This window comes from Actinosynnema sp. NPDC037264 (genome assembly GCF_055603705.1).
Window position 1 is genome coordinate 36,327 of record NZ_JBVJVK010000015.1, and the last position, 15,829, is coordinate 52,155.

General features: G+C 71.7%; 14 protein-coding genes. 7 read left to right on the forward strand and 7 right to left on the reverse strand.

What is annotated here, in order from left to right; all coding sequences use genetic code 11:
* The first annotated feature begins 27 nt into the window (after window positions 1–27).
* From ACZ7GX_RS18695 to ACZ7GX_RS18705, 3 genes are all read left to right on the forward strand, one after another.
* Window positions 28–654 (forward strand): ATP-dependent Clp protease proteolytic subunit, encoded by a 627-nt coding sequence (locus tag ACZ7GX_RS18695; protein WP_498778292.1) that lies wholly within the window; start codon window positions 28–30, stop codon window positions 652–654.
* 207 nt (window positions 655–861) lie between these two features.
* Complete coding sequence (gene clpX, locus ACZ7GX_RS18700) at window positions 862–2,142, forward strand: ATP-dependent Clp protease ATP-binding subunit ClpX (protein ID WP_106615123.1); 1,281 nt, start codon at window positions 862–864, stop codon at window positions 2,140–2,142.
* Window position 2,143: 1 nt separating this feature from the next.
* On the forward strand, window positions 2,144–2,737 hold the full coding sequence (locus ACZ7GX_RS18705) for an RBBP9/YdeN family alpha/beta hydrolase (RefSeq protein ID WP_498778293.1): 594 nt from the start codon (window positions 2,144–2,146) through the stop codon (window positions 2,735–2,737).
* On the opposite strand, the gene ACZ7GX_RS18710 is transcribed toward ACZ7GX_RS18705, so the two are convergent.
* From ACZ7GX_RS18710 to fdhD, 4 genes are read right to left on the reverse strand one after another with little or no spacing between them, the layout of a single operon-like run.
* Window positions 2,724–3,476, reverse strand: coding sequence for a methyltransferase domain-containing protein (locus tag ACZ7GX_RS18710; RefSeq protein WP_498778294.1), 753 nt, complete (start codon window positions 3,474–3,476; stop codon window positions 2,724–2,726). The two genes, ACZ7GX_RS18705 and ACZ7GX_RS18710, sit on opposite strands and share 14 nt — an antisense overlap.
* A 48-nt stretch (window positions 3,477–3,524) precedes the next feature.
* Window positions 3,525–4,385, reverse strand: a complete 861-nt coding sequence (locus ACZ7GX_RS18715; RefSeq protein WP_498778295.1) for an alpha/beta hydrolase — start codon at window positions 4,383–4,385, stop codon at window positions 3,525–3,527.
* 59 nt (window positions 4,386–4,444) lie between these two features.
* Window positions 4,445–5,611, reverse strand: a complete 1,167-nt coding sequence (locus tag ACZ7GX_RS18720) for a CaiB/BaiF CoA transferase family protein (RefSeq protein WP_498778296.1) — start codon at window positions 5,609–5,611, stop codon at window positions 4,445–4,447.
* A complete protein-coding gene (gene fdhD / locus ACZ7GX_RS18725; protein ID WP_498778297.1) occupies window positions 5,608–6,432 on the reverse strand; it encodes a formate dehydrogenase accessory sulfurtransferase FdhD in 825 nt (274 codons plus the stop codon). Before fdhD ends, ACZ7GX_RS18720 begins: the two co-directional genes overlap by 4 nt.
* Before the next feature lie 66 nt (window positions 6,433–6,498).
* On the opposite strand from fdhD, the gene ACZ7GX_RS18730 reads away from it, so the two are divergent.
* Genes ACZ7GX_RS18730 through ACZ7GX_RS18745 form a run of 4 tightly spaced genes read left to right on the forward strand, consistent with a single transcriptional unit; the run spans window position 6,499 to window position 11,689 of the window.
* Complete coding sequence (locus ACZ7GX_RS18730) at window positions 6,499–7,806, forward strand: OFA family MFS transporter (RefSeq protein ID WP_498778298.1); 1,308 nt, start codon at window positions 6,499–6,501, stop codon at window positions 7,804–7,806.
* Window positions 7,803–7,910, forward strand: a complete 108-nt coding sequence (locus ACZ7GX_RS18735; protein WP_498778299.1) for an MFS transporter small subunit — start codon at window positions 7,803–7,805, stop codon at window positions 7,908–7,910. The genes ACZ7GX_RS18730 and ACZ7GX_RS18735 overlap by 4 nt, the downstream gene beginning before the upstream one ends.
* A 10-nt stretch (window positions 7,911–7,920) precedes the next feature.
* On the forward strand, window positions 7,921–9,441 hold the full coding sequence (locus ACZ7GX_RS18740; RefSeq protein ID WP_498778300.1) for a phytoene desaturase family protein: 1,521 nt from the start codon (window positions 7,921–7,923) through the stop codon (window positions 9,439–9,441).
* Between the two features lie 4 nt (window positions 9,442–9,445).
* A complete protein-coding gene (locus tag ACZ7GX_RS18745; protein WP_498778301.1) occupies window positions 9,446–11,689 on the forward strand; it encodes a tetratricopeptide repeat protein in 2,244 nt (747 codons plus the stop codon).
* Here the strand turns inward: ACZ7GX_RS18745 and ACZ7GX_RS18750 are convergent.
* The 3 genes from ACZ7GX_RS18750 to ACZ7GX_RS18760 all read right to left on the reverse strand — a co-directional run bounded on the left by ACZ7GX_RS18750 (window position 11,664) and on the right by ACZ7GX_RS18760 (window position 15,825).
* Window positions 11,664–12,140 carry a hypothetical protein gene (locus ACZ7GX_RS18750; RefSeq protein WP_498778302.1) on the reverse strand — a complete coding sequence of 159 codons (477 nt, stop codon included), beginning with the start codon at window positions 12,138–12,140 and terminating at the stop codon, window positions 11,664–11,666. The genes ACZ7GX_RS18745 and ACZ7GX_RS18750 overlap by 26 nt on opposite strands.
* Before the next feature lie 236 nt (window positions 12,141–12,376).
* Window positions 12,377–14,671 (reverse strand): FdhF/YdeP family oxidoreductase, encoded by a 2,295-nt coding sequence (locus ACZ7GX_RS18755; RefSeq protein WP_498778303.1) that lies wholly within the window; start codon window positions 14,669–14,671, stop codon window positions 12,377–12,379.
* Between the two features lie 248 nt (window positions 14,672–14,919).
* Entirely contained in the window at window positions 14,920–15,825 is a 906-nt protein-coding gene (locus ACZ7GX_RS18760) for a hypothetical protein (RefSeq protein WP_498778304.1), read from the reverse strand.
* Window positions 15,826–15,829: the final 4 nt, after the last annotated feature.

Below are 15,829 nucleotides of genomic sequence, written 5' to 3' on the forward strand. Positions count from 1 at the left end.
CGCGAGCAGAGCACCAGGAGACCTGAAGTGAGCCAGTTCCACGCGCCGCAGTCCCGGTACGTGCTCCCGTCGTTCGTCGAGCGCACCAGCTACGGCATCAAGGAGTCCAACCCGTACAACAAGCTGTTCGAGGAGCGCATCATCTTCCTCGGCGTGCAGGTGGACGACGCGTCGGCCAACGACGTGATGGCCCAGCTGCTCGTGCTGGAGTCGGAGGACCCCGACCGCGACATCCTGATGTACATCAACTCGCCCGGTGGCTCGTTCACCTCGCTGATGGCCATCTACGACACCATGCAGTTCGTCCGCCCGGACATCCAGACCTACTGCCTGGGCCAGGCGGCCTCGGCGGCGGCGGTACTGCTCGCGGCGGGCACCCCGGGCAAGCGGCACGCGCTGCCGAACGCCCGGATCCTGATCCACCAGCCGGCCACCGAGGGCGTCTACGGGCAGGTCTCCGACCTGGAGATCCAGTCCAACGAGATCCAGCGGGTCCGCCGGTTGCTGGAGACCACGCTCGCCCGGCACACCACCCGGACCCCGGAGCAGGTGCGCCTGGACATCGAGCGCGACAAGATCCTCACCGCCGACGAGGCCAAGGACTACGGCCTCATCGACAGCGTCCTGCCCTACCGGAAGCTCTCGGCGAAGTAGCCCCGGCGTGGCGCCCGACACGCCGAGCTGACCAGGGGTCCTGCTCAGCGAGGCGTGTCGGGGGCACGCTGGTCCTCCCGCACAGGCGGGTAGGACAGGTACCGTCGAGGGGAACGGGCGGACCCCGCATCCAGCGGGCACTCGCCACATCAGCAGTCAGGCGCACCTCACCAGGTCGTGCGCCGGAGGGGACAGAGGTCAGCGGTCATGGCACGTATCGGTGACGGCGGCGACCTGCTGAAGTGCTCTTTCTGCGGCAAGAGCCAGAAGCAGGTGAAAAAACTCATCGCCGGACCGGGTGTCTACATCTGCGATGAGTGCATCGACCTCTGCAACGAGATCATCGAGGAAGAACTCGCGGAGGCCGGTGACGTCAAGCTCGACGAGCTGCCCAAGCCCGCCGAGATCCACGAGTTCCTCGACCAGTACGTGATCGGCCAGAACGAGGCCAAGCGCACGCTCTCGGTGGCGGTCTACAACCACTACAAGCGCATCCAGGCGGGTGACCGCGGGCGTGAGGGCCGCGACGACGGCGTGGAGCTCGCCAAGTCGAACATCCTCATGCTCGGTCCCACGGGGTGCGGCAAGACCTACCTGGCCCAGACGCTCGCGAAGATGCTGAACGTGCCGTTCGCCATCGCGGACGCCACGGCGTTGACCGAGGCGGGCTACGTGGGCGAGGACGTGGAGAACATCCTCCTCAAGCTCATCCAGGCGGCGGACTACGACGTCAAGCGCGCCGAGACCGGCATCATCTACATCGACGAGGTCGACAAGATCGCTCGAAAGAGTGAAAATCCGTCGATCACGCGCGACGTGTCGGGTGAAGGTGTGCAGCAGGCGCTGCTGAAAATACTGGAGGGGACGACGGCCTCGGTGCCGCCGCAGGGTGGTCGCAAGCACCCCCACCAGGAGTTCATCCAGATCGACACGACGAACGTGCTGTTCATCGTGGCGGGCGCGTTCGCGGGCCTCGACAAGATCATCCAGGACCGGGTCGGCAAGCGCGGTCTCGGCTTCGGCGCCGAGGTGCGGACCAAGGCCGAGGTCGACGCGGCGGACTACTACGCCGACTCGATGCCCGAGGACCTGATCAAGTTCGGCCTGATCCCCGAGTTCATCGGCCGGTTGCCGATGGTCGCGAGCGTCACGAACCTGGACAAGGAATCGCTCGTCCGCATCCTCACCGAGCCGAAGAACGCGCTGGTCAAGCAGTACCAGAAGCTGTTCGAGATGGACGGGGTCGAACTGGAGTTCACCCGGACGGCGATGGAGGCGGTCGCGGACCAGGCGATCCTGCGCGGCACGGGCGCGCGCGGCCTGCGGGCGATCATGGAGGAAGTCCTGCTGCCGGTGATGTACGACATCCCGAGCCGCACGGACGTCGCCAAGGTCGTCATCACCGAGCAGACCGTGAAGGAGAACGTCAACCCGACGATCGTGGCCCGGCAGCCTTCCCGCCGGGAGCGTCGCGAGAAGTCGGCGTGAGTTGTCCCTCCCGCACACGCTGATCCTGCACGGCCTGGGTGGTTCCGGGCCGGAGCACTGGCAGAACTGGCTGGCAGGTGAACTGGCCCACCACGGTGGGTCCGTGGACCTGCCGCGGTTCAGCTCACCCGACGAGCCGGAGCTGTCGGTGTGGCTGGACGAGCTGCGGTCGCACCTCGCCGCGATGCCCGCGGCCGGGTCCGTCGAACGGGTGGTCGTCGCGCACTCGTTGGCGGTGCTGCTGTGGCTGCACCACGCGGCCGGCGAGTTCGACGAGGCGCTGCGGGTCGACCGGGTGCTGCTGGTCGCGCCGCCCGCCCCGGACTTCGCGGACGAGCCGTTGATCTCCGGGTTCCTGCACCCCGTGCTCGACCCGACGGTGGTGCGGCGGGCGGCGGTGTCGACCCGGCTGGTGGTGGGCGAGGGCGACTCCTACTGCACGGTCACGCAGGCCAAGGAGCTGGCCGAGGCGATGCGCGTCGACCTGGACGTGATCGTGGGTGGCGGGCACCTCAACGTCGCCGCCGGGTACGGCTCGTGGGGTGCGGTGCTGAAGTGGGTGCGCAGTGGGCGCACCCCGCTCACGCCGCGCTGACCGTCACCCGGAAGAGGGTGAACGCGGCCAGGAACGGGCCGGTGGCGAGGTCGGTCAGCCAGGCGTCGGCGGCCGGTCGGGTGATGCGGCCGGCCTCGACGGCCCGCTGCGCGTTGCGGGTCAGGCCCAGCAGCTCGTCGGCCGCGGCGAAGTCGTGCAGGAGTTGGACGTCGGCCTCGACCGAGGTGACGGTCAGGCCGACGTCGCCCGCGAGCCGCGCCAGCTGCCTGCCGATGACGGGGTTGCGCACGACCCGGTCGCACACGAAGCGGTTGAACGCGAGGTTCGTGGCCACCGCGCCCGGGTCGACGGCGAGGGTCTCCCAGTCGGGTTGCGCCAGCGCGGCACGTCCGCCGGGGCGCAGGACCCGGCGGAGCTCGGAGAGGGCGGCGGCCGGGTCGGCGACCAGGTGCAGGACCCGGTCGATCCGGGCGCGGTCGACGCTGCGGTCGTCCAGGGGCAGGGCGTGGACGTCCCCTTGGCGCACGTCCACCGGCAGGTGGGTGGTGCGCCGTCTCGCCTCGTCGACCATGGCGGGGTCGAGGTCGACGCCGATGACCTCGCCCGCGCGTTCGGCCATGGCGGGCAGGTCGGTGCCGGGGCCGCAGCCGATGTCGAGCGCGGTGTGCTCCGGGCGGAGGTCCAGGGCGTCCAGGAGCCGCTGCTTGTAGGCGCGGCCCGCGACCGCGGCGCGGTCCAGGTACGTGATCGGGTCCGGGGTGGGGTTCTGCGTCGCCATGGACCCAGGCAACCACGGTCGTGTGGAGGTCCTGTGGGGGTCCGGTGATCAGATGCGCTTGCCCAGGAAGCGGATCACGTCGGGCACGACCTTGCGGTAGAGGGCGTCGTTGTGGCCGCCGGGGGTGATGGAGGCGACGGACGGCTTGGCGTTGGCGATGAACTGGCGCGTGCCGGTGATGAAGTTGTCCCGGTCGCCCGCCCAGACGCCGATCGGCGCGGTGCCGAGCTTGTCGAGGTTCTTCAGCGGGTCCAGGGAGGCCCACTGGTCGGGGCCGCTGAAGGCGTTGCGCTTGGACATCTCGGTCCAGTCGGTGAGCAGGGCCGGTGCGATGACGGCGATGGCCTTGGCCGGGTCACGGCGTTCGTGGCGCCTGCGGCCGTAGAGGAGCGCGCCGAAGCCGCCCATCGACACGCCGGTGCACGCGAACGGTGCGCCGTAGCCCCGTTCGGCCAGCCAGCGGGGCACTTCTTCGAGCAGCATGGCCATCGGGTCGTCGCCGGGGACGTTCTCGTGCCAGTAGTGGTCGCCGCCGTCCACCGCCACGAAGCCGAACGGGGGCACCTGGCCCCGGCTGACGGCCGCCACCAGGACTTCCGACATGCCGCCCGGTGACGCCGTGCGGGCGGCGCCGTGGCGGCCGTGCAGGAGGATCGACATGGGCAGGTTCTTCGTGGGCACGCCCGCCGGCGTCATGGTGAGCAGGTCGACGTCGCGGCCCCGGTAGTGCGAGTGGACGCGGTCGACCGTGATCACGGCGCGTTTAACCGCCGGCACGGGGCCCGCCACGCCCAGTGCGTGGCGCAGTGCCTCGCCCAGTGGTGCGTTGCCGTGCCAGGCGGCCGTGACCCCGACGGCCGCCAGGGCGGTGCCGCCCAGTGCGGCGAGCGCTGTGCGCCTGCTGACCATGTGTCTCCCCCACGCCGGATCCCCCTCACCACATCGTCGCGAAACGGGCTCGCGTTTCCTCAGACCGCCGACCGGGCCCGGAGTTCCGCGATCCGCTCCGCCGAGTAGCCGAGTCCGCGCAGGACGTGGTCGGTGTGCTCGCCGAGCGCGGGCACGGGCGCCGGGTCCCAGGACCAGGCGGTGGAGTCGACCGGTGGGCGCAGGGCGGTGACCTCGCCGCCGGGCACCGGGATCGTCGTCCGGCGGTCGCGCGCCGTGAGCTGGGGGTGGTGGGGCAGCTCGGCGACGCCGCGGGTCAGGGCGGCGGGCACGTCGGCCTCGTCGAGCGCGCCGAGCAGGTCCGCGGTGGTCCAGGCGGTGAAGTCGAGTTCGGCGTGCAGGGCCGGCCGGTGGGCCACGCGGGAGGTGACGGTGGTGAAGCGGGGGTCGTCGGCCAGGTCCGGGCGGTCCAGGAGGGCGCACAGGCGGCGCCACTGGGGGTCGTTCTGGACGGCCAGGTGCACGGTGCCGTCCGCGCACGGGAACGGGCCGTAGGGCGCGATGCTCGGGTGGTGCGCGCCGGTGCGCGGGGCGGCCTGACCGGCGCCGGCGGCGTAGAGCATGGGCTGGTGCATCCACTCGGCCATGGCTTCGAAGAGCGAGAGCCGGAGCGTGGCGCCTTCACCCGTCCGGGAGCGGTGGAGGAGGGCGGCCAGGACGGCGGACTGGAGCTGCACGCCCGCGGCGATGTCGGCCACCGAGATGCCCGCGCGTGCGGTGACGTCGTCCTGGCCGGTGAGGTCGATGAGGCCGGTCTCGGACTGGACCAGGGCGTCGAACGCCTTGCGGGAGGCGTACGGGCCCGACTCGCCGTAGCCGGAGAGCTCGCCGATCACCAGGTCGGGTTTCACCTGGCGCAAGGAGGAGGAGTCCACCTCCAGTCGACGCGCGGCGGCCGGTGACAGGTTGCACAGGACGACGTCGGCCGTGGTGACGAGGTCGTGCAGGACCTCTCGGGCGGCCGGGTGCTTGAGGTCGAGGGTGACCGATTCCTTGCCGACGTTCGTCCAGGCGAAGTAGGACGACACCGAGCCGCACGTGGTGTCGTAGTGGCGGGCGAAGTCGCCGCCGTCCGGGCGTTCGACCTTGATCACCCGGGCGCCCAGGTCGGCGAGCAGGCGGGTGGCGTAGGGCACGGCCACGGCTTGTTCGAGGCTGACGACGGTGACGCCGTCCAGCGGTCTCATGCGGTGATCCGGTCGTGGCCCGTGTAGACGTTCATCGAGTCGTCGCGCAGGAAGCCGACCAGGGTCAGGCCCTGCTCCTCGGCCAGGTCGGCGGCCAGGGAGGACGGCGCGGAGACGGCCGAGAGGATGGGGACGCCGGCCATGGCGGCCTTCTGGACGAGCTCGAACGAGGCCCGGCCGGACACCATGAGCACGGTTCCCGCCAGCGGGACCTTGTTGTTGAGCACGGCCCAGCCGAGGACCTTGTCGACGGCGTTGTGCCGGCCCACGTCCTCGCGGACGACCAGCGCCTCGCCGGTGGTGGTGAAGAGGCCGGCCGCGTGGAGGCCGCCGGTGGAGGCGAAGACCTTCTGGCGCTTGCGCAGCTCGTCCGGCAGGGCGGACAGGACGTCCACGTCGACGGTGCAGTCGTCGGCGGCGGGGGAGTGGTTGGTCTTCAGCTTGACCGCGTCCAGGGCCGCCTTGCCGCAGACGCCGCACGACGACGTGGTGTAGAAGTTGCGCTCGACGCCAGGGTCGGGCGGCGCCACGCCGTCGGCGAGGGTCACGTCGAGCACGTTGTAGGTGTTGAGGCCGTCGGGCCCGGTGCCTTCGCAGAACCGGGCGACCGAGATGTCCGCCAGGCCGCCGATGACGCCTTCGCTGAGCAGGAAACCGTGCGCCAGCTCCACGTCGTGCCCGGGTGTGCGCATCGTCACGGTCAGTGCCTTGCCGCCTACCCGCAGTTCCAAGGGTTCCTCGGCGGCCAGCGCGTCGACCCGTTTCCGGGACGTTCGTCGCGCATACGTGACCACTGGGCGACGCACGGTGACTCGCCCCATCGCGAACTCCTTCTCTTGGCTAAGTTTTTTCGCAAGCCACTCACCAGGTTACGGAGGTGTCGGGCAGTGGGTTTCCTGGACCGCTCTCGCACGATCGCCCCACCGGGCTGGAACCGCTGGTTGATCCCGCCCGCCGCGTTGTCGGTGCACCTGGCCATCGGTCAGGTGTACGCGTGGAGCGTGTTCAAACCGCCGTTGGAGAGCTCGCTGGACCTGACGGGGACGCAGAGCGCGCTGCCGTTCCAGCTGGGCATCGTGATGTTGGGCCTGTCGGCGGCGTTCGGCGGCACGTTGGTCGAGCGCAACGGGCCGCGGTGGGCCATGTTCGTGTCCGCCACCTGCTTCTCGTCGGGGTTCCTGATCTCGGCGGTGGGCGCTTGGACGCAGCAGTACTGGCTCGTGGTGGTGGGGTACGGGTTCGTCGGCGGCATCGGGTTGGGCATCGGGTACATCTCGCCGGTGTCGACGCTGATCAAGTGGTTCCCGGACCGGCCGGGGATGGCGACGGGCATCGCGATCATGGGGTTCGGCGGCGGCGCGCTGATCGCGTCGCCGTGGTCGGCGCAGATGCTGGAGTCCTTCGGTCGCGACAGCGCCGGGATCGCGCAGACGTTCCTGGTGCACGGGCTCGTGTACGCGGTCTTCATGTCGGTGGGCGTGCTGTTGGTGAGGGTGCCCGCTGAGGTGGAGGAGCGGAAGGTGGTGCGTTCGGCGGTCAACGTGTCGGCGCGCAACGCCTTGCGCACGCCGCAGTTCTGGTGCCTGTGGGTGGTGTTGTGCTTCAACGTCACGGCGGGCATCGGGATCCTGGAGAAGGCGTCGCCGATGATCCGGGACTTCTTCGCCGAGACGTCCACGCCGGTGGCGGCGGGTGCGGCGGCGGGGTTCGTGGCGCTGCTGTCGCTGGCGAACATGGTCGGCCGGATCGTGTGGTCGTCGACGTCGGACCTGGTGGGGCGCAAGAACGTCTACCGGCTGTACCTGGGCGTCGGCGCGCTGACGTACCTGGTGCTGGCGCTGGCGGGCAACGCGTCGAAGCCGTTGTTCGTGGTGTGCGCGATGTTGATCCTGTCGTTCTACGGCGGCGGGTTCGCCACGATCCCGGCCTACCTGAAGGACCTGTTCGGCACCTACCAGGTCGGCGCGATCCACGGTCGGCTGCTGACGGCGTGGTCGTTGGCGGGCGTGCTCGGACCGTTGATCGTGAACGCGATCGCGGACGGGCAGAAGGCGGCCGGGAAGTCCGGGCCCGACCTGTACACGGCGTCGCTGTTCATCATGATCGCGTTGCTGGTGGTCGGGTTCGTGGCGAACGAGCTGGTGCGCCCGGTGGCGGCGAAGTACCACGAGCCGGAAGTGGAGGCGGTCCGATGAGCGGTCGGGGGTTGGTCGTGTTCGCGTGGCTGTGGGTGGGCCTGCCGCTGACCTACGGGTTGGTCGAGCTGATCCGCAAGGTGACGGCGTTGTTCACTGGTTAGAGTCGGCCGCGTGGATACCTACGACGTGGTGGTGGTCGGCGGCGGGCACAACGCGCTGGTGGCGGCCGCCTACCTGGCACGGGCGGGCCGCACGGTGCTGGTGCTGGAGAAGCTCGACCACGTCGGTGGCGCGGCGGTGAGCGAGCAGGTGTTCCCGGGCGTCCCGGCGCGGCTGTCGCGGTACTCGTACCTGGTCAGCCTGCTGCCGGACAAGGTCGTCGCGGACCTGGGGCTGCGGGTGGCGTTGCGGTCGCGGTCGGCGTCTTCCTACACCCCGGCGGGCGACCTGCTGGTGGAGCGCGACCCCGGCGAGGCGACGGCGGCGTCGTTCCGGGCGCTCACCGGGTCGGACGCGGAGTGGGAGCGGTGGCGCCGGTGGTACGACGACCTGGAGGTGCTCGCCGAGGCGTTGTCGCCGACGATGCTGGAGCCGCTGCTGTCGCGGGAGCACGCACGGCTGCGCGTCGACTCGGTGGCGCGGATGCGGTTGTGGGACCAGGTGGTGGAGCGGCCGATCGGCGAGACGTTGGAGGAGTTGTTCGCCGACGACGTGGTGCGCGGTGTCGTGGCGACGGACGGGTTGATCGGCACGCACGCGTCGTTGCACGACCTGAAGGCGAACCGGTGCTTCCTCTACCACCTGATCGGCAACGGCACGGGTGAGTGGAAGGTGCCGGTCGGCGGCATGGGCGCGGTGACCGGCGAGCTCCTGCGGGTGGCGCGCGAGGCGGGTGCGGAGATCGTGACCCGCGCCGAGGTGACGCGCGTGGACGCGGACGGCGTGCGGGCCGAGGTCGAGTACGACGGGCGCACGGTGGGCGCGAGGTTCGTGCTGTCCGGCGCCGCTCCGTCCACTTTGGACCGGTTGCGCGGTCGGCCCGCGAGGGCCGTCGCCGAGGGCTGCCAGGTCAAGGTGAACATGCTGCTGGAACGGCTGCCGCGGTTCCGCAGCGGGGTGGACCCGCGGGTGGCGTTCGCCGGCACGTTGCACGTGGACGAGTCGTACGGGCAGCTGGAGGCGGCGTACCGGGAGAGCGCGGCCGGGAAGGTGCCGTCGGTGCTGCCGGCGGAGATGTACTGCCACACGTTGACCGACCCGTCGATCCTCGCGCCGGAGCTGGTCGCGCGGGGCCGGCACACGTTGACGTTGTTCGGGCTGCACACCCCGGCGGCGTTGTTCGAGCAGGGCAACGACGAGCTGCGGGACGAGCTGGTCGGCCGGTACCTGGCCGGGTTGAACGCCCACCTCGACGAGCCGATCGAGTCCTGCCTGGCCGTGGACGCGAACGGCGAGCCGTGCATCGAGGCCCGCACGCCGCTGGACCTGGAGGCGGAGCTGGGGCTGCCGCGCGGCAACATCTTCCACGACGAGCTGGCCTGGCCGTTCGCGGAGACCGAGGACGAGGTCGGTCGGTGGGGCGTGGAGACCGACGTGGCGAACCTGTTCGTCTGCGGCGCGGGCGCCCGCCGCGGCGGTGGGGTGAGCGGGATCGGCGGTCACAACGCGGCGATGGCGGTGCTGGAGCGGTGACGTCGTGAGCGACGTCCACAACGAGATCAGCGGCACGGTGTTCGGCCCGGTGCTCCAGGTCGGGCGGGTCGACTCGCTCACCGTCGTGCAGCCGGCCGCGCCGGTGACGCCGGCGAGCCTGCCGGTGGACGAGGGTTTCGTGGGCCGTGCCGCGGAGTTGGCCGTGCTGCGGGACTTCCTGGCGCCGGGCGGCGAGCGGACCGCGGCGGCGGTGGTGGGCCTGGCCGGGGTGGGCAAGTCGGCGCTGGTGATCCGGGCCGCGCACCTGGCGGTGGGCGCCGGGTGGTTCCCCGGCGGTGTGCTGTTCGTGGACGCGCAGGGCTACAACGACGAGCAGCGGCTGGCGGCGGACGACGCGCTGGCGTCGTTGCTGAGGGCGCTCGGCGTGCCCGGTGAGGCGATCCCGGAGGGCCAGGGTGACCGGGAGGCGTTGTACCGGTCGCAGCTCGCGGCGCGCCCGCCGGTGCTGGTGGTCGTGGACAACGCGTCGTCGGCCGATCAGGTGCTGCCGCTGCGGCCCGCCGGGCAGGCGCACCGGTTGGTGCTGACCAGTCGGGACAACCTGCCCGTGCCCGGGGCGCGGCGGATCGAGCTGGACGTGTTGAGCGCGGCGGAGGCCGTGGCGGTGCTGGAGGACGCGGTCCGGGCGGTCGACCCGGGCGACGACCGGATCACCGCCGATCCGGTGGCGGCGGGGGCGTTGGCGCGGTCGTGCGGGTTCCTGCCGCTGGCGCTGCGGATCGTCGCCGAGGTGGTGGCGGATCGGCGCGGCGAGGACCTGTCCCGGTTCGCCGAGACGATCACGGCGGCGCACGACCGGTTGGGCGAGCTGGCCTACGACGATTCGGTCGACGTGCGCACGGCGTTCAACGCGTCGTACGCGCGGCTGCCCGCGGACCAGGCGCGGATGTTCCGGCTCGCCGCGCTGCACCCCGGTCGCACGGTCACCGCGGCGACGGCGGCGGCGTTGGGCGGCTTGACGCTCGAAGGCGCGCGGGCGCTGCTGGTCCGGTTACGCCGTGCGCACCTGATGCAGAGCGGTGTGGTGGTCGACGAGTACCGGTTCCACGACCTGCTGCGGATCTACGCCGCCGAGCGGTGCGCGGCCGTGGACGACGTGGAGGTCCGACGAGCGGCCGAGCGCGCGCTCGTGGAGCACTACGTGTCGCACGTCAAGGGCGTGCACAGCCACCTGGACCCCGGTGCGGCGCAACGGGAGGTGTTCGCCGATCGGCCGGCGGCGCTGGCCTGGTTCGACGGCGAGCTGCACAACCTGCTGCCCGTGCTGGAGTTGGCCGCGCGCCACGGGTGGCACGAGGACGTCCGGGACGCGGGCCACGCGTCGTTCCGGTACTTCAACCTGCGCCGACCTCCCGAGTGGGTGCCGGTCGACCTGCTGGGGCTGGCGTCGGCACGGGCGCTCGGCGACCGCGCCGGCGAGGGCCGGGTCCTCAACGGCCTGGGCAGCGCGCACCACCGGCTGCGGCGCTTCGACGAGGCGCTGCCCCACTTCCAGGCCGCGCTGGCGTTGTTCCGCGAGGTCGGCTCGCTGCGCGACCAGGCCCACTCCCTCAACAACATCGCCTCGACCTACGCGGTGACCGGGCGCATCGCGGACGCGATCCGGCACATGGAGCTGAGCGCCGCCGCCTACCGGGGCGCGGGCGACCTGGACGGCGAGGCCCGGTGCCTGGCCAACCTGGGCAAGGTCCACGGGGACAGCGGCGAGCACGTGCGGGCCATCGAGTTCTACCGGCGCGCCCTGGCCCTGCGCCGACAGGTCGGCGACCGCGACGGCGAGGGCGACTGCCTCAACGGCCTGGGCATCGAGCACGACGCCCTCGGCCTGCTGGACGAGGCGGAGGGCCACTACCAGGCCGCGCTCGCGGTCTACCGCGCCGCGGGCAACCGCCTCGCCGAGGGGCAGGCGCTGGGCAACCTCGGCCGGACGCTGCGCGGCCAGGGCAGGCTCGTCGAGTCGCTGCGCTGCTTCGAGCAGGACCTGGCGATCTGCCAGGAGATCGGCGACGCGCACGGCGAAGCCATCTCGATCTACAACATCGGGCTGACGCTCTGGTCACTCGGGAACGCGGACGAGGCCGTCGAGCACCTCCGGCGGGCCGCCGAGCGGTTGGACGAGACCAACGACCCCGTCGTCGCCGAGTCCGCCCGCGAGTCGATCCGGGAGCTCGAGGCCGAGCGGAGGGCGGGCCGGAAGTGGTTCAGAGGCCGGCGAAGAGGTCGTTGACCAGCCGTTGGGCCTGCTCCGCGGTCGCGCCGGTCGTCACGGTGATCTCGACCGTGCCGGCGCGGGCGACGACGGCGGTGCGGACGACCTCGCCGGTGACGGCGGTGGCGCGGTAGGCCTCGTCGTGGAAGCCGGGCAGGTCGGTGACCTGGCCGTGCTCCGCGCGGCCGTCGGCGAACGACGCGGCGTCCGCGCCCGTCTCGAAGCGGACCTCGGTCGTGCCGCCGTCGTACGTGCAGCGCACGACGTTGTCGGCGATCGCCTGGCGCGGGTGGTTGAGCCGCAGCTCCAACGCCGCGCCGACCACCTCCGCCGGCGCGTCCTCGCAGTTCACGCCCGCCGAGTCGGTCGCGGTCGGCGCCGGTGGCGGCTCGGTGGTCGGGGTGCTCGGCGGGGTGCTCGTGCAGGCGGCGAGCGCGAGCAGCGCCAAGGCGGGCACGGTCCTCATCACGTCCGTAGGTTCGCCCGAACGGCCGCCCGCGTTACCCGGACCCTGGCATATCAAGGAACCTTTCTAAAGAAGTCTTGCTAAAGGTGCACGACGACCAGCACGCCGCCGACTCGTCGGGAGCAAGCGCTTGCGCTCCGTGTCCGGCCGGTTGCGGCTCGACTGGCGGGTCGTGCGGGACCAGCGCGTGCTCGTGGCCAGCGTCGGGTTCTCCTGGCGCCGGGCCACGGGCTGACGCCTCAGGCGTCGACCTTCTCCAGCCGCACCACGATCGACTTCGACGTCGGCGTGCCCGACACGGTGGCCGTGGAGTCCAGCGGCACCAACGAGTTCGCCTCCGGGAAGTACGCCGCCGCGCAGCCCTTCGCGGTCGGGTAGGCCACCACCCGGAACCGCTCGGCACGCCGTTCGGTCACGCCCGTCGGGTCGTCGGGCCACTCGCTGACCAGGTCGACGTGCTGCCCGTCGAGCAGGTCGAGCGCGTCGAGGTCCTCCGGGCTGACGAACACCACCCGCCGCCCGTCCTTCACGCCGCGGTAGCGGTCGTCCAGGCCGTAGATCGTGGTGTTGTACTGGTCGTGGCTGCGCATGGTCTGCAGCAGCAGCCGCCCCTGCGGCACCCGCAGCACGGTGAGGTCCTCGGCCGCGAAGTGCGCCTTGCCCGACCGGGTGCCGGTGAACTCGCGGGCGTCGCGCGGCGCGTGCGGCAGCACGAAACCGTCCGGCCGGCGCACCCGCGCGTTGTAGTCGTCGCAGCCGGGCACGACCCGCGCGATCCGGTCCCGGATCAGGTCGTAGTCCTTCTCGAAGTCCTCCCACGGCACCGGGTGCGCCGGACCCAGCACGGCCCGCGCCAGCCGGCACACGATCGACACCTCCGACAGCAGCCGGTCGCTCGCGGGCGCCAGCCGGCCGCGGGAGCGGTGCACCACCGACATCGAGTCCTCGACCGTGACGAACTGCTCGCCGGTGTGCTGGAGGTCGCTCTCGGTGCGCCCCAGCGTGGGCAGGATCAACGCCGTGCGGCCGTGCACCACGTGCGACCGGTTCAGCTTGGTCGACACGTGCACGGTCAGGTCCAGCTTCCGCATGGCCGCCTCGGTCACCGCCGTGTCCGGGGTGGCCGCGACGAAGTTGCCGCCGACGGCGAAGAACACCTTCGCCGCGCCGTCGCGCATGGCCCGGATCGACGCCACCGTGTCGAAACCGTGCTCGCGAGGCACGTCGATGCCGAACTCGGCCTCCAGCGCGGACAGGAACTTCTCCGGCATCTTCTCCCAGATGCCCATCGTCCGGTCGCCTTGCACGTTCGAGTGACCACGTACCGGGCACAGGCCCGCGCCGGGCTTGCCGATCATGCCGCGCAGCAGCGCCACGTTCGCGATCTCGCGGATCGTCGGCACCGAGTGCTTGTGCTGCGTCAGGCCCATGGCCCAGCAGAAGATCGTGCGCTGGGACTCGGCGAGCATCCGCGCGAACCGCTCGACCTGGGCGCGCGGCAAGCCGGTCGCCTCGTCGACGCAGTCCCAGTCCAGCCGCCGCACGTGCTCGGCGTACTCGGCGAAACCCTCGGTGAAGCCCTCCACGAACCCGGTGTCCACCGCGTCCCACGACAGCAGCAGGTTGCCCGCCGCCTGGAACAACGCCTGGTCGCCGCCCAGCCGGATCTGCAGGAACTCGTCGGCCAGCTTCGTGCCCGCGCCCACCAGGCCGCGCACGTTCTGCGGGTTCTTGAACCGCAGCAACCCCGCCTCCGGCAACGGGTTCACCGCCACGACCTTCGCACCGCCGCGCTTGGCCTCCTCCAGCGCCGAGAGCATCCGCGGGTGGTTCGTGCCCGGGTTCTGGCCCACCACCACGATCAGGTCGGCGCGGGCGAAGTCGTCGATGCTCACCGAGCCCTTGCCGATGCCGGTCGTCTCCGACAACGCCGCGCCGGAGGACTCGTGGCACATGTTCGAGCAGTCCGGCAGGTTGTTCGTGCCGAACGAGCGCACCAGCAGCTGGTAGAGGAACGCGGCCTCGTTGCTCGTGCGGCCCGACGTGTAGAAGACGGCCTCGTCCGGGCTCGCCAGCCCGTTCAGGTGCGAGGCGATCAGCGAGAACGCGTCGTGCCACTGGATCGGCTCGTAGTGCGTCGCGCCTTCGCGCAACACCACCGGCTCGGTGATCCGGCCCTGCTGCCCCAGCCAGTAGTCGGTCTTGCCGGCGAGCTCGGCGATCGGGTGCGCGGCGAAGAACGCGGGCCCGACCCGCCGCCTGGTCGCCTCCTCGGCCACCGCCTTCGCGCCGTTCTCGCAGAACTCGGCCAGCTTGCGGTGACCCTGCGGCTCCGGCCACGCGCAGCCGGGGCAGTCGAAGCCCTCGCGCTGGTTGAGCAGCCGCAGCGTGCTCGCCGTGCGGGCCACGCCCATCTGCTCGACGCCGCGCTGGAGCGACACCGCGACACCGGGGATGCCCGCCGCCCACCGCTTGGGTTCGCTGACGTCGAGCTGCGACTCGTCGATGTCCTGCCGGGGCGGGTTGCGGTCCATGCCCCTATTGTGCGGCCGCCGCGCCACCGCGCGAGCGGGCTCCGGGTGCACCGCCGGCGCACCCCGCGCGAGCACGCCGGCGGTCCGTCCGATCGCCGGTCGCGCCAGGACGACGCGGGACCGCTGTCACGGGCCCCAAGGGGTTGTGAACGGCCCGTGGATCCGGCGTCCTCACCTGCGCGAATCCAGGTGATCACCATCAATTGTGATCGGCGCCACTGTGCCGCGAATCGTCCGATCGGGTGACCTCATTCCGGGCACCCGTCGGCCGGTGACGACGGCGCGCCGAGGTCGAAGTCCAGACCGGGCGGCAACGACGGGTCCGTGAACGCGGGCGCCAGGAAGCCGCGCTTCGCGCTCGAACACCCGATCGAGTGCATCGAGCCCAGCGACGCGTCCGCCCACAGCCCTTCCACCCCGGGACCACCCGTGCGCAGCGAGTACCGCGCCTGGAACCGCGTCAACGCCACCACGTCCGACGGACCCCGCACCGCCTCCGGCCGCTCCGGCGTGAACGCGTAGGCGAACGTGTAGTCCGTCCGCACCACCAACTCGCCCTCCGGCCCCACCTCCGCCGCCATCTCGCCACGCGCCTTCGGCTCCACCTCCGCCAACCGAGCGCCCTTGTCCACCCGCGTCACCACCAAGGCCGCCTCGCCGTCGTTGCGGCCGTCGAACAACACCCGCAACGACTCGCGCAGGTCGGGCGCGAACAACCCGTAGAACGGCTCCAGGTCGTGCTCCACCACCACCCGCCGGTCCAGCCGCGCCGCGACCACCGCCTCCCGCACCCGCGCGTAGGCCGCCTCGACCTGCTCCGCCGAGTACGGGCCGACCTGCACCGCCTCCGGCGCCACCACCCCGGCCGCGCCGTCCTCCCACGCCGCCGCCGACGTGCCCGCGAACGGTTCGTCCAGGTCGACCGGGCGCACACCCGGCGCCGAGTACGGGTCCGACCCCGACGCGACCACCGCCCACGCCAGCAGCACCGCCGCCACCGCGATCGCCGACCCGACCCAGAACCGCCGCCGCGGCCGGCGCGGCAACGACCTCAGCCGCCGCACCCTGGCCTCGCGCTCGGCCCGCTTCACGGCCTCCCGCGCCCACCCGGCGTCCCGCAGGTCCGGGTGGTCCTCGATCCGGTACTCGTCCACGTCG